Genomic DNA, 13,492 nt, shown 5'->3' with positions numbered 1-13,492 from the left:
TTCCCATTTTCATGTTAAGTTAAAAATCAAATGGCCAATTTTATTTTGATGTTCAGCAAAAAATTCTGCTTCAGCCTTCAGTTGGTCTTCGATTGAGGCGGCCATCACAATATCCTTTACTACCCTCACGGTACCAGAGTCAAGCTTATCCAGATACGATAGTTTGGTTAAAAGAAAAACATATTCAGCAAGGGTGTGCCAGGCATCTCTTTGGCGTGCAACTGGGAGCTGCCTGAGCTTGATATCGCCCTTTTTAACCCGGTTGGCAAAAGCCTCACGAATCCTCGAATAATAGATGATATCTCCAGTTTTAAAATAACGAAAAACATCAAGGTAGAGATAGGTTTGCCAGATGAAGGATGGGGTTTCAATATAGGGGCTTGAGTGTACTGGAAGACCGAAAACTGGAGGAAGAGAGAGAAGGCTCAGACGGTTACGGTACAACTCTACTAGAAATCGGTTTTTCCTTGCTCCAGGCGATTGAAGATACTGTGATTTCAACTTTCGATTCTCTGTTTGCCAGGCTTTCATAAATGCAAACCTTTCTGCAGCGGGACTAATGAGGTGCTGAATGGAAGATTGATTAAGAGACTTCACTTCAAGATTAGTGATGGTTTTTCTTGAGGAAATTGGAATAGCTCCATGAAGGTTGATGAATTGTTCTGAAATCGGGCAAAAAGCAGGGATATTCCAATTGTGCCGATGCAGACGAAAGAAGAGGTAGAGGAAGTTATTCAATCCTACAACATTCTTCGTCTTCCGTTTAATCAGGGTCTCGGCAGCAATCCAAATCGGGATTACCCCATGACCGAAATACGTTTTTGTCCTCTTTTCAAATATCTCGGCAGGTATGACTGAACATTGGAATTCAATTGCATATTTTTGATTTTGGAATTCAAAGGCAATGTCCGGTTTTTGCTTCATTAATGGATCATAACTCTCTAATACTGCATTGATTCCTTGTTTCTTTAGCCAGTTATAAAGAGACAGCTTGCCCGATCGATGATATTCAGATTCTCGATCATACTCATATTCGCAGCTGCCACCTGCCAAATGTGAAAAATGCCAACTCTTCTTGCTTCCTAACTTCATGACCACTTCTTCACCGCACTCCGGACAGTGAAACTTCTCGCTTGACCGAATGCCTATTAAATCACTTTTTTGCCACTTTTCACCCAGGGATAATCGATCACCATTGCTCTTATTTGCTACTAGCACATTCTTTGCGCCTCCTTCCACTGTAAAATATTCGAGGCAGCCGAGGTAAAACCTTTTTACTATAAAAAGATTTATAAAACGTTCACAAAGAACAAAAAGCGCTGGAGCTGGATCAAGACACCCACATGTAGTTATCCACTCAAAAATACTTTTATAATTTCCTATACAAAAAAGAAAACCCGGATACTTGATCCAGGTTTAAAGCATTGGCGACAGTAGCCGAGATGTCGATTCCAGAAGCCTGTAGCCGATATGGCGTTTATTGAAGTCATCAATGACAATCTCTGATGAATCGAGAATGTCATTTTCAAATTCTTTTACAAGCTTCACCGTGCTGCTCGTTTTGTACAGAAAGGCATTGACTTCGAAATTCAAATGGAAGCTTCTCATATCCATGTTCGAAGTTCCGATGGAAGCGAGCTCTCCGTCAACAATGACGATTTTGCTGTGCATGAAGCCTTTTTCATATTCATATATTTTCACCCCAGCTCCGAGGAGTTCTGGAAAGTACGACCTCGATGCGAAGAACACGATTTTTTTATCTGGTCGCTTCGGCACTAATAGCCTGACATCCAGGCCACTGAGAGCGGCAACTTTAATCGCACTGAAAATGTCTTCATCAGGGATGAAGTATGGTGAGGCGATCCAAACAGACTTATCGGCAGAGGAAATCATTGAAAAGAAGATATTTTTGATGACACTCCATTCATTATCCGGTCCCCCAGCAATCATTTGTACCCCGCCATGAGTGTTCGCCTGCAATGATGGAGATAGATAATCCGATGTCAAAAAGCTATTATTCGTCATGTAATACCAATCTTGAAGGAAAATCAACTGGAGGCTCCGCACCGCTTCTCCTTTGGCCATTAAATGAGTATCTCTCCAAAACCCGAATCCCTCGTCCCTGCCAAGGTACTCATCACCGATATTCAGGCCTCCCACAAAACCGACCGTCCCATCTATGACGATGATCTTCCTATGATTCCTGAAGTTGAATTTACTGTTAAGGAACGGCAGGCGGACAGGTCCAAATTCAACCACTTCTACCCCCGCTTCACTCAAGTCAGCAATATACTTTTTTGAAAGCTTCCAGGATCCAACAGAATCGTAAAGAAACCGGACCTTTACTCCTTTTCTTGATTTACTGATCAAAACCTCCTTAATTTCTTCCCCAATCTCATCATCGCGGACAATGTAATATTCCATGTGAATATGGTGGGTTGCCTTTTTCAGTTCTTCAAGGATATGGCTAAAGGTCTCATCACCATTGGTTAGGACTTGTGTCGAAGTTGCAAATGAGATAGGGCTGTTACCCAGCTTTTGGGCAAGATTGAATAACCGGCGATGGTCTTCCTCCATATCCAGCATCCTTGCTTTGTTTGCTCTCTCACTGTCCCCTTCTATCCTCGAAAAAGCTTGTTTATCAAGAAAGTATTTGCGGCGAAACATTTTTTCCTTCCGATGATTCCTGCCGAATAATAAATAAAAAATAAAACCAACGACCGGAAAACCGCCAAGAACGACAATCCAGGTCAGTGTCTGGGCTGGATGTCGATTCTCAAGGAATATAACAAAGCTGATAAAAATCACGGTGAGTGACATAAAAATACTGATGTATCCAAGATAAACCGTATCAAGCTTTTCATAAAACAAATAATAGATGCCGGCAAGTATAAATAAAAACGTTAAGATCCGCACAGTGTTCTTCATTGTTACCACCTGTTTTCTCTCTCTGGATTTTTCCCGTAACGAAGGTTAGGAGCTATAGATATATATACGTTTCTATTAAGTAAAGGGATTCATACATAAAAAATTATATCAAAAAAGCCGATTCCATTTCTGAAATCGGCCTGCTCTCATGAAAAATGTTTTCGTATTACACTAAATACATCTTCTCCGATAATCTTGTTACCGTATTCATCTAAACGGTGAACCGTAACTGTCGATTCCTGACCGTACTCTAGAAGGACACTTAGTATATTATCAATTTCCTCTTCATCATCAAAATCCTGCTCAGGAAATTCAATGTACAAATAATACTTATCTTCATAGCTGTACAAGCTGGTTTTTACACTGTCAATTCCCGGCCTTTTTGAAAGGGCGATAACATCTTCGAAATCCTTGAAATAAAGAAGGAATTCTAAATCGTCATCGAATGCTGTATCATCATCCTCAATTCCTTTTGGATTGAATTGATGGTCAAGCAATTCCTCAATTCGTTCATCAACAGGCAAATCCTTTAGCTTGTCATTTGGAAGCGGCAGTTCAAACTTGGGACCATCCTTAGAAAGCTGTGCCTTTGTCACCAGTACCTCCAGACCTTTTTCCAGGGCCTGAACTTGAATCCATAAAGGACCTTCAACGGCAAACTCTTCCTCGGCATGGACTTCATCCATCATTTCCCAGAATAGTTCTTCGCTGCGATCACGGTTATACCATATTTCTTCCCGGTCAAACCCGCGCTCCTCTATGTCCATATATGAAATATAAAACTTAACCGTATTCTCATTGATACGCTCAATTTCCATTCGCTTTCTCTCCCTTCCAGGCAAAGATTTGAAGGGACTAAATACCCCCAAAAAAAGCAGTTAGTCTTTATCAATACCCCTAAAAAATAAGTCTGAATCACCTTGATTTGCAAAGGGGACTGTGTAAATGAATATACAATCTTGTACTTTTATTTTATGTTATATTAAGCCATTTGGGAAACAAAATATACACCCATTTTTATAAAAGGCTAATGAATGATATCGACTGAATAGACTTACTGTTGAAGATGCAGCGGGGATTGCGCCAAATGCACTGACTAAAGCACAGGATATTCAACCCTTTAGATCCAAACAAGCAGACGATCCAAAATTTCAATGGGAATTTAACACAACTAATTTAAAGTATTCTTTACATTTTAGCAGAAAAATGGCTGAATTTCAATTTGCCTGCATGTTCAGGCGAGCAGAAAATATTATCTTGCATAAAACAAATAAAAGCCCCCAAATGATGGGAGCCTTATGAATATTATGTTTAATTTACTAAACGCTGAGCTTCTCGTAACTGGAAAGTACGGACTTTGCGCGGAAGGAATCGTCTGATCTCATCTTCATTGTATCCAACTTGCAGGCGTTTCTCATCAATGATGATCGGACGGCGAAGCAAGCCAGGGTTTTCCTTGATCACCTCAAACAGTTCCTGTAAAGGCATTGTTTCCAGGTTCACATCTAGCTTTTGGAAGGTCTTAGAACGAGTAGAAATGATCTCATCCGTTCCATCTTCGGTCATACGTAGAATTTCCTTTATTTCATCAATAGATAAAGGCTCTGAGAATATGTTTCTTTCAGTATATGAAATTTCATGTTCTTCCAGCCATGACTTGGCCTTTCTGCAAGAGGTACAACTTGGTGAAGTGTATAAAGTGACCATTGGTAATTCACACTCCCTTAGATTTACTTATTTATTATTTGCTTCAAATGAACTTTCATTTCTTAAATAATAATAAGTTTAATTTTATAATTCATATTGATTATTATACACCAAGGACTTAATAAAAGGTATCCCTTTTGATAAATTATTCCGGGTAGTTATGTAAGGTTATTTTTACTCTTCTCTATATATAACGAACGAAATAGAAAAAAGTTTCAAGAAAATTATATTTTTCATCACCTTCTACGTACAATCTATATAAATATTCGTACAATTCCAGCCAGTTATGTCCGTCTAGTTTTCATTTTAGTAATTTAATTATATTTACCCGGCCCCATCAGGGTTAAACCTACTTTTTAAAAAAAAGTTTTATTCTCAATTAATTCCACAAAAATGAAAACGCAACCATGTAGAAACAATGGCTGCGCTTGTGTCTTAGATATCTTGTAGTAAATCATCCCGTTCGTCTTCTACAGTCAAGACTTCTTCAACGGGCTGGTATGATGCACCGTAAAACTTTTCGTCTTTATAAGTATGAATCATATTATAGGTTTTCTTCATTGCCTCATAAACCAAATCCTCTGAAGCTTCGTCCGGTGACCAGTATAGGATTTCCATCTCATTGATTTCTTTAGTAGCGAGCGACCGGCGTCTATACCCAATCGTACGAGCATGCTCAAAGCCTTCCCTCTTATAAAAACGCAGGCGTTTTTCAGTATCAGTATCCTCATAATTAACGGGTTCAACCTCGAGGATAATTGGCTTGCCCTTCTCCTTCAGCTTCTCGATTAATTTATGGCCAAGTCCCTGGCCTCGAGTCGTCTTCGACACGAAAAGGTAATCAATGAATACAAAATCATCTGTCTCAACATACATGAGAACATGCCCTGGGCCTTCATCCTTATGGTAAATCTCTGGTCTTTCCTTTAGCAGTGTTTCCATATGCTCTTTTGATTTCATTTCCTCGATTGGGAAATACTGATTTAGTTTCTCATACCAATGCATTGCTTATCTCCTTTTTGATTTTATTCCATCCCGATAAGCACCCAGCTTTTCTTATATAACCATGATCTTAATACTTGTATTATTTTTTCTTTATAAAGTGCTTTTAATACACGAACAATTCTTTTAAAATAAAGATGTACGGGGATCATGAATTATATTTATCACAAAATCACGATCTCGATTTTGTGAAAAAAAAGGTGGAGGTTTATCATGGGCGGTTACATAATGGATTTAACTATCGTTGCTTTACTGATTGTGGGTATCACCGCGACAATTGGTGTCATTACTAATGGCGTAGGAACCAGATTCTTTAGTGGAAATAAAAGAAATGAATTCGTCGATCAATCAACAAGTCTGCAAACTGGCTGGAAAAATGTCGGCGGCAGCAAGAAGTAATCCTAATCCCATCTGTTATTATAACGTATTTTCATATTGATTATCTAATGATATGAAAAAGCCCGGAATGATAAACTAATCATTCCAGGCTTTTTTTGTTTTAAGGTGTGTAATCAACGTTAGGTGAGTATCTGTTGCTGGCGTTCCATAATAAATATTCGTTGATTCCCTGATCTTTCAATGCTCTGATTTGATCTTCGACTTCCTTTTTTCCGTAAACAATGTAATTACCGCTACCTAACCAAGATGCTGTAAAGTCCTGGAGCCATGGACGTGATAAAGGTGGGGTCTTTAACTCCGCAAGTTTTTGTTTTTCCATTTTTGCATATTCTTCAACCAGACGGTATGGCTCTGTGTCAGGCTTGGCAATTCCGAAATAAGAAGTCCAATGGCTCGGATAAATCATTGAAGAAATGACATCAACATTTTCTGATATTTTTGAGAAGTTCTGGCCAATTCCCGGAGCTTCAGGAAGGGTTGCCGTATAACCAAAGATATCAACTGATACTTTAACATCGTATGGCTTTAATTCCTTTCTAGCATAGGCTACAAAATCGGTCACTGCTTTCACTCGCTTTTGCACATTATCCATTTCTATATCTTTATAGTCACCCATTGAATATTGAAGCTCAGCATCTCTCTTTTCAAATCCCTCTGGAAAACGGACATAGTCAAATTGAATTTCCTGGAATCCCATTTTTGCCGCCTCGATGGCAATCTGAACATTATAATCCCAAACTTCTTTTACGAATGGATTGACGAATGATTCACCTCTTCCATTTTTCCAGACTTGGTTTCCATCCTTATATGACCACTCCGGCTTTTTGTTTGCCAGAGCTGTATCCTTGAAAACAACTACTCTTGCAATTGGATAGATTTGTTTCTCTTCCAACGTTTTCAATAGTTTTTCAGGCTCTTTGATATAAGGCTTTCCAATATCTTTAAAAGGGGAATCCTCATCTGGTTTATATGTAAGATATCCATGGTCTTCTTTAATATCAATGACCATTGCATTTAAGTCCGTGTCATCAACAAGTTTGGTAAGAGTATTAAACCTCTCACCTCCGGCTGAGTTTCCAGTAACATAGATTCCTCTTACAGCATCTGGATATTCAAAAGAGTATCCTGAATCAAATTTAAACCTTGGCATCTGCTCAGGAATCCCCCTGACCAATGATTGATGCTCCCTGACCGGTAACCTTTCTGTTTCATGCGCTTTCGATTCTGCAAACACTGTACCCCCTGCTTGCGAAAAAGAGGCAGCCAATAGTGCTGCTGCTGCGATTTTTCTTAACTGCACAAACACCTCTCCTTTCAAAACATATGACCACTCAAAAAGTAGCTATTTTTATATATTATGAATCTATAAGTCTATTTTACCCACTTTCGACAGATTTAGATATTATTGTGGGAATTTTTTATATGGAATTTATTTCCGTGGCATTGTCTTTACCTCTTACCCCTTCAAAAAGAAAAAAAACGATCTCAAAATAAGAGATCGTTAAGATTATTTCACATGTTGATGCTGATATTGCTTCAGTTCCTTCTCAGAGCAATAGACATAGTGCCCTGGTACCACTTCGCGCATCTTCACTTCTTCACCGTCTGCATATTGATGTACATTCGGATCATAAGTTTTTCTTCTGCGTGTGCGCTCAGATTCTGGATCTGGAAGCGGAATCGCTGATAACAATGATTGTGTGTATGGGTGAAGTGGATTCTTGTACAATTCTTCAGCAGTAGTTAACTCAACTAGCTTTCCGAAGTACATTACACCAATTCGGTCACTAATATATTTTACCATCGAAAGATCATGTGCGATAAACAAGTATGTTAAACCTTTTTCACGCTGCAGTTTCTTCATCAGGTTGACAACCTGTGCCTGGATGGAAACATCTAGAGCGGAAATTGGTTCGTCTGCGATAATAAATTCCGGCTGCACAGCAAGTGCACGTGCAATGCCGATACGCTGCCTCTGTCCACCTGAGAACTCATGTGGATAACGGTTGGCGTGTTCTCTGTTTAAACCAACTGTTTCAAGCAGTTCATATACCATTTCCATTCTTTCTTGCTTACTCTTCGCCAGGCCATGAATATCGATGCCCTCAGCAATAACATCGGAAACTTTCATCCTTGGATTCAAGGAAGCATAAGGATCCTGGAAAATCATTTGCATACTTCTGTTGAACTTCTTTAAATCTTTTTTGCTCTTCTTGCCATGTACGTTTTCACCCTTGTAAAGGACGTCTCCATCTGTCGCTTCATAAAGCCTGATGATTGTTCGGCCAGTAGTGGATTTACCACATCCTGATTCTCCAACCAATCCAAGAGTTTCTCCTTTAAAGATATCAAAAGTAATTCCGTCAATCGCTCTTACTTCATTGGGTTCACCCATATTGAAGTATTGCCTGAGATTCTTTATTTCAAGAAGTTTTTCTCTATTTTCCATCAGCCAGTCCTCCTCCTACAGTTATTTCGTGCCCATGAATTTGCGCATTCTGCTCTTCACAGCTTCCGGCGGTTCTACCTTAGGAGCATCTGGATGCAACAGCCATGTAGCAGCATAATGTGTATCAGACACTTTAAACATTGGAGGCTGTTCTTCTAAGTCGATTTGCATTGCATATTCATTACGAGGTGCAAAAGCATCTCCTTTTGGCGGATGCAATAAGTTTGGCGGTGTACCAGGAATTGCGTAAAGTTCCTCTTCTTTCGCATCAAGGCTTGGCATCGAACTAATCAATCCCCAAGTGTATGGATGCTGAGGGTTATAGAAAACTTCATCAACCGTTCCGATTTCGACAATCTTACCACCATACATAACTGCTACACGGTCAGCTACGTTTGCCACAACCCCAAGGTCATGGGTGATGAAAATGATGGAAGTATCGATTTTTTTCTGCAAATCTTTCATTAATTCCAATATTTGTGCCTGAATCGTTACATCCAACGCAGTTGTAGGCTCATCCGCAATTAGAACCTTCGGATTGCATGCAAGCGCAATCGCGATAACCACCCTTTGTCTCATACCACCAGAGAATTGGTGCGGGTATTGTTTAATTCGCAACTCAGGTTTGGGAATACCGACAAGCTTTAAAAGCTGAACTGCACGTTCACTTGCTGAAGATTTACTCATATTTTGATGCTTGATCAATGGTTCCATGATCTGCTTTCCAACTGTCATTGTTGGATTCAAAGAAGTCATCGGATCCTGGAAAATCATCGAAATATCCTGACCACGGATTTTTTGCATTTGTTTGTCGCTCAACTTAGCTAAGTCTTTGCCTTCAAACAAAATCTCACCTTGCTTGATTTCGGAATTGCCAGGAGGCAACAATTTCATGATTGCTTTCGTCGTTACTGATTTACCTGATCCCGACTCGCCAACTATCGCAAGGGTTTCTCCCTTTTTCAGTTCAAAGTTCACACCGCGGATCGCTTTAACTTCGCCCGCGAATGTATGGAAGGAGATATTTAAATCTTTAACTTCTAAAATATTTTCCATAATACATTCACCTGCCCCTTAATCGCGCATTTTCGGATCAAGCGCATCGCGCAATCCGTCTGCCAGCATATTGAACGTAATCATGATGATACTGATGATAATAGCTGGAATTATCATCTCATGTGGGTGCAATCTTAGCACTTTAAAACCTTCATCAATCAATGTACCGAGTGATGCATACGGATCCTGAAGACCAAGTCCAATAAAGCTTAGGAACGCTTCAAAGAATACCGCATTTGGAATCGTGAACATTGTATTGATAATAATGACACCAGCAAGGTTTGGCAATAAGTGTTTGGAGATGATTTTGCCATCGCTGTTTCCGAGGGTTTTAGAAGCGAGTACAAATTCCTGTTCTTTAAGCTTCAGTGTCTGTGCACGTACCACACGGGCCATTCCTACCCAACCTGTAATCGTCAAGGCAACAGTGATGGAAATAATACCAGGCTTCAAGACAAGGATCATTAAGATAACAACAATCATAGTTGGAATACCTACTAGGATTTCGGTAATCCTCTGCATCACGTTATCCAATCTTCCACCGAAATAACCGGATATCGCGCCATAAGCTACACCAATTATCATATCAATGACTGCAGCCAAAAGCGCAATGTACAAGGAGATTTGCGTACCTTTCCAGACACGTGTGAATAAGTCACGTCCTAAAGCATCAGTACCAAACCAATAGTACTCTTCTACTTTTTTGACTTTATACATATCGATTTCTTTTCCTGCTTTATTTACCTTCACACCGTCAAACGGAAGCCAGCTGATATTTTCTAGCCCCTGGATTTTAGGTGGCAAATTGTTATGCCTTACATTTTGAGTGTCGAATTCCTTGCCGCTGATCACTGGTCCAAGGAATGCCATAATGACCAATAGTGCCATAACGATCAAACTTACTAGCGCACCTTTATTTTTGCGGACACGCATCCATGCATCCTGCCAGAAGGTTAAGCTAGGCTTATTAATTTCCTCGCTCTTGGTCGCATCGATCTCCGCCGGCCTAAAACGATCTTTTGGAATTTTCGTTTCAAAGTCAGCCATTACTTATTACCTCCAGACAGCCTGATACGTGGATCGATGATTCCATAGAGAATATCCACAACAAGGATGATAGCTACAAATAATGCAGCAAATAAAATGGTTGTTCCCATGATAACAGGGTAATCATTAAGTGTAATAGATGCAACGAACTGCTCACCAAGTCCAGGAATCGCAAAAATCTTTTCAATTACTAGTGAACCCGTCATCAAGGAGATTGCCAAAGGTCCTAAAACTGTTACCAAAGGAATTAGCGCGTTCCTTAAAGCATGCTTAAAGGCAATCTCAAAGAAACTTGCACCCTTAGCTTTTGCCAGCATGATATAGTCAGAACCTAAAACCTCAATCATTTCGGTTCTCATGAATCGGGCAGCGATAGCGATCGGCAGCATGGACAGAGCAATAGTTGGAAGGATTGTGTACTCAAATCCTCGCCAGAAAAGTACCGGGAACCAGCCAAGTTTTACCCCAACATAATATTGCAGTAATCCAGCAAACACGAAGTTTGGAATGGATTTACCCAATACCGCTATAAATGTTGAGCTATAGTCGACCCATGTATTTTGTCTTAGTGCCGCGAATATTCCGAGTAAGATCCCGAGAATCGTACCTAAAATCATTGCTTGTGCACCAAGCTGCGCGGAAGGGCCAAGACGACCGATGATCATATCTGTAACAGATCTGTTATTGAATTGAAAGGAAACCCCTAAATCCCCTTGCAGCAGGTTTCCAATATACTTGGCATACTGCACAGGTACCGGCTGGTCAAGACCATATTTCGCTTTCATGATTTCCATTTGTGCGGGGCTTAATTTGTTCGCACTAGCAAAAGGCGTACCTGGGATGATTTTCATTAAGAAAAATGTTAGGGACGCAATGATGAAAAGAGTCAAAAACATGTAAAGTACCCTTTTTAACAGGTATTTTGCCATATGGGTGCACCTCCTGTAATATTTCAATTTTCCCTATTATTCGACAATTGCTATACAGGGAAAAAGAGAGTATACCTAGATATACTCTCTTTCTATCCTCAGAATTATTACACTCTGAAATAAGAAATTTCTTCAGTTATTATTCTTCGCCTTCAATTGTTACCCACTGGAATGAGTAGTCAGGACCGTAGTTGTAGATCGCTAGACCTTTAACATTAGGGTTAAGAAGGATGTTAGCTGCACGCTGGTAAACAGGTGCTAGACCAGCATCTTCTTCAAGCATGATTCTTTCAGCTTCTTGCTGTGCTTCCCATTGAGCTTTTTCGTCAGTAGCAAGTTTGCCTTGAGCATCCTTGATCAACTGATCGTATTTAGGGTTTGAGTAACCCATTCTGTTGCTTCCGCCGTCAGTGATCCAAAGGTCAGTGAACGACAATGCGTTACCGTAGTCAGGACCCCATCCAGCGAATTGAAGATCATAATCCATAGCGTTGTCACGCTCTAGACGAATTGCGAAAGGAACACTTTCAAGATTGATTGTCAAACCAGGAAGGTTTGTTTCCAATTGGTTTTTGATGTAAGCATCAGTCTTCTTAGCTGCTTCAGTGTCTCCACCAAGGTAGCGAAGTTCTAACTTATCTACACCAAGTTCCTTAAGACCAGCTTCCCAATATTTCTTAGCTTCTTCAGCATTGAATACAATCAGGTCGCCGTGCTTTTCACGGAAATCTTCACCATCAAGAGTTACGAAATCTTTTGGTACAAAGTAGTTTGCAGCAACTGAACCGTTGTTCAGGATGCTAGCAGCAAGGTCTTCTTTGTTGAAGCCCATTGCGATTGCTTTACGGATGTTAACGTTAGCAAGCGCTTCGTTCTTCTGGTTCATCTTGATCCAGAATACAGTTGCTTCCATCCAGCTAAGCATGCGCTCGTCGCCTTCGTAAGCAGGTACAAGGTCAGAAGAAAGCAATCCAGTCATATCTGTTTCGCCTGCTTCAAATGCGTTTACAGCAGAGTTAGAATCTTTAACCACGTTTACAGTGATCTTTTCAAGTTTAACTTGGTCAGCATTGTGGTAGTTAGGGTTCTTAGTTAGTACCCACTCTTCAGCGTCAGTACTTTCCCAAGTTTCCATTACGAATGGACCGTTGTAAAGTAAGTTTTCAGCATTGCTTGCGTAAGCATCGCCTTTCTCTTCAACAAACTTCTGGTTTTGAGGATAGAATGTTGGGAAAGCGAAAAGGTCTTGCCAGTAAGCGATTGGCTTTTCAAGAGTTACTTCTAGAGTCTTGTCGTCAATAGCCTTAACGCCAAGTGTAGTTACATCGTAAGGTTCTTCTTTTGAACCTGCTTCAGTGATCGCTTCAGCACCCTTAATTTTGCCACCCATCATGTATGGACCATATGGAGAAGCAGTCTTAGGGTCGATAGCGCGCTGCCAAGCAAAAACGAAATCGTGAGCTGTTACAGGCTCGCCGTTAGACCATTCTGAATCAATTAGTTTGAAAGTGTAAACCAGGTTATCATCACTGATTTCTGGCTCGCCATCTGCAAGTGCAGGAACTGGCTTATGGTTCTGGTCAAGGCGGTAAAGACCTTCACCTACGTTGTTTATGTAAGTGAAACTTGTAGAACCTTCAGCAAGAACTGTGTCCATTGTTGGGATCGCAGAAGAATCCAACATTCTTAATTCTTGTGGTACGTTAGCAGTTTCGCCAGTTGTGCCTTCGCCATCTTCTGGCTTTTCGTCTCCAGCATTGTCATCGCCGCCGCTACATGCAGACAGGATTAACGAGAATACTAGAGTCAAAATCAATAGAAATGAAAATTTTGACTTTTTCAAGGATATGCCCCCTCTTTATTGTTGTTTTCTGAAAACTTTTTACATTCCCTATTATACATAGATTAAATTAAATGTTCAATATTTTTACGCGAAAAATTTACAACTTTGAAACAATAGTAATAAATTTCCTCC

Annotated in this window: 12 protein-coding genes; 1 reads left to right on the top strand and 11 read right to left on the bottom strand. The window is 40.2% G+C overall.

Annotation, left to right across the window (positions count from 1 at the left end):
- Nucleotides 1-9: 9 nt before the first annotated feature.
- The 5 genes from LGO15_RS07130 to LGO15_RS07110 all read right to left on the bottom strand — a co-directional run bounded on the left by LGO15_RS07130 (nucleotide 10) and on the right by LGO15_RS07110 (nucleotide 5,640).
- Nucleotides 10-1,218, bottom strand: a complete 1,209-nt coding sequence (locus LGO15_RS07130) for a competence protein CoiA (RefSeq protein ID WP_226087181.1) — start codon at nucleotides 1,216-1,218, stop codon at nucleotides 10-12.
- A gap of 198 nt (nucleotides 1,219-1,416) precedes the next feature.
- Nucleotides 1,417-2,928 carry a cardiolipin synthase gene (gene cls, locus LGO15_RS07125; RefSeq protein ID WP_167833815.1) on the bottom strand — a complete coding sequence of 504 codons (1,512 nt, stop codon included), beginning with the start codon at nucleotides 2,926-2,928 and terminating at the stop codon, nucleotides 1,417-1,419.
- Nucleotides 2,929-3,074: 146 nt separating this feature from the next.
- Nucleotides 3,075-3,746, bottom strand: a complete 672-nt coding sequence (mecA, locus tag LGO15_RS07120) for an adaptor protein MecA (RefSeq protein ID WP_167833816.1) — start codon at nucleotides 3,744-3,746, stop codon at nucleotides 3,075-3,077.
- 493 nt (nucleotides 3,747-4,239) lie between these two features.
- Nucleotides 4,240-4,635, bottom strand: a complete 396-nt coding sequence (gene spxA / locus LGO15_RS07115) for a transcriptional regulator SpxA (protein ID WP_167833817.1) — start codon at nucleotides 4,633-4,635, stop codon at nucleotides 4,240-4,242.
- A gap of 435 nt (nucleotides 4,636-5,070) precedes the next feature.
- On the bottom strand, nucleotides 5,071-5,640 hold the full coding sequence (locus LGO15_RS07110; protein ID WP_167833818.1) for a GNAT family N-acetyltransferase: 570 nt from the start codon (nucleotides 5,638-5,640) through the stop codon (nucleotides 5,071-5,073).
- 210 nt (nucleotides 5,641-5,850) lie between these two features.
- Here LGO15_RS07110 and LGO15_RS07105 point away from each other — a divergent pair, with 210 nt between their 5' ends.
- On the top strand, nucleotides 5,851-6,036 hold the full coding sequence (locus LGO15_RS07105) for a hypothetical protein (RefSeq protein ID WP_041968165.1): 186 nt from the start codon (nucleotides 5,851-5,853) through the stop codon (nucleotides 6,034-6,036).
- A 100-nt stretch (nucleotides 6,037-6,136) separates the two neighbouring features.
- Here LGO15_RS07105 and LGO15_RS07100 read toward each other — a convergent pair whose 3' ends face one another.
- The 6 genes from LGO15_RS07100 to LGO15_RS07075 form a co-directional block, all read right to left on the bottom strand.
- Complete coding sequence (locus LGO15_RS07100) at nucleotides 6,137-7,270, bottom strand: putative glycoside hydrolase (RefSeq protein ID WP_413231396.1); 1,134 nt, start codon at nucleotides 7,268-7,270, stop codon at nucleotides 6,137-6,139.
- Nucleotides 7,271-7,543: 273 nt separating this feature from the next.
- On the bottom strand, nucleotides 7,544-8,485 hold the full coding sequence (locus LGO15_RS07095; RefSeq protein WP_226087180.1) for an ABC transporter ATP-binding protein: 942 nt from the start codon (nucleotides 8,483-8,485) through the stop codon (nucleotides 7,544-7,546).
- A 21-nt stretch (nucleotides 8,486-8,506) separates the two neighbouring features.
- Nucleotides 8,507-9,541, bottom strand: a complete 1,035-nt coding sequence (locus tag LGO15_RS07090) for an ABC transporter ATP-binding protein (protein ID WP_226087179.1) — start codon at nucleotides 9,539-9,541, stop codon at nucleotides 8,507-8,509.
- Nucleotides 9,542-9,559: 18 nt separating this feature from the next.
- Complete coding sequence (gene opp3C / locus LGO15_RS07085; RefSeq protein ID WP_167833822.1) at nucleotides 9,560-10,588, bottom strand: oligopeptide ABC transporter permease; 1,029 nt, start codon at nucleotides 10,586-10,588, stop codon at nucleotides 9,560-9,562.
- Nucleotides 10,588-11,517 (bottom strand): oligopeptide ABC transporter permease, encoded by a 930-nt coding sequence (gene opp3b / locus LGO15_RS07080; RefSeq protein ID WP_167833823.1) that lies wholly within the window; start codon nucleotides 11,515-11,517, stop codon nucleotides 10,588-10,590. The genes opp3C and opp3b overlap by 1 nt, the downstream gene beginning before the upstream one ends.
- A 139-nt stretch (nucleotides 11,518-11,656) precedes the next feature.
- On the bottom strand, nucleotides 11,657-13,360 hold the full coding sequence (locus LGO15_RS07075; RefSeq protein WP_226087178.1) for a peptide ABC transporter substrate-binding protein: 1,704 nt from the start codon (nucleotides 13,358-13,360) through the stop codon (nucleotides 11,657-11,659).
- Between the last annotated feature and the right edge of the window lie 132 nt (nucleotides 13,361-13,492).

The organism is Mesobacillus sp. S13 (assembly GCF_020422885.1).
Lineage (GTDB): Bacteria > Bacillota > Bacilli > Bacillales > Cytobacillaceae > Mesobacillus > Mesobacillus selenatarsenatis_A.
The sequence above is the reverse complement of the archived record's forward strand: the minus strand, read 5'-3'. Positions and strand labels throughout refer to the sequence as shown.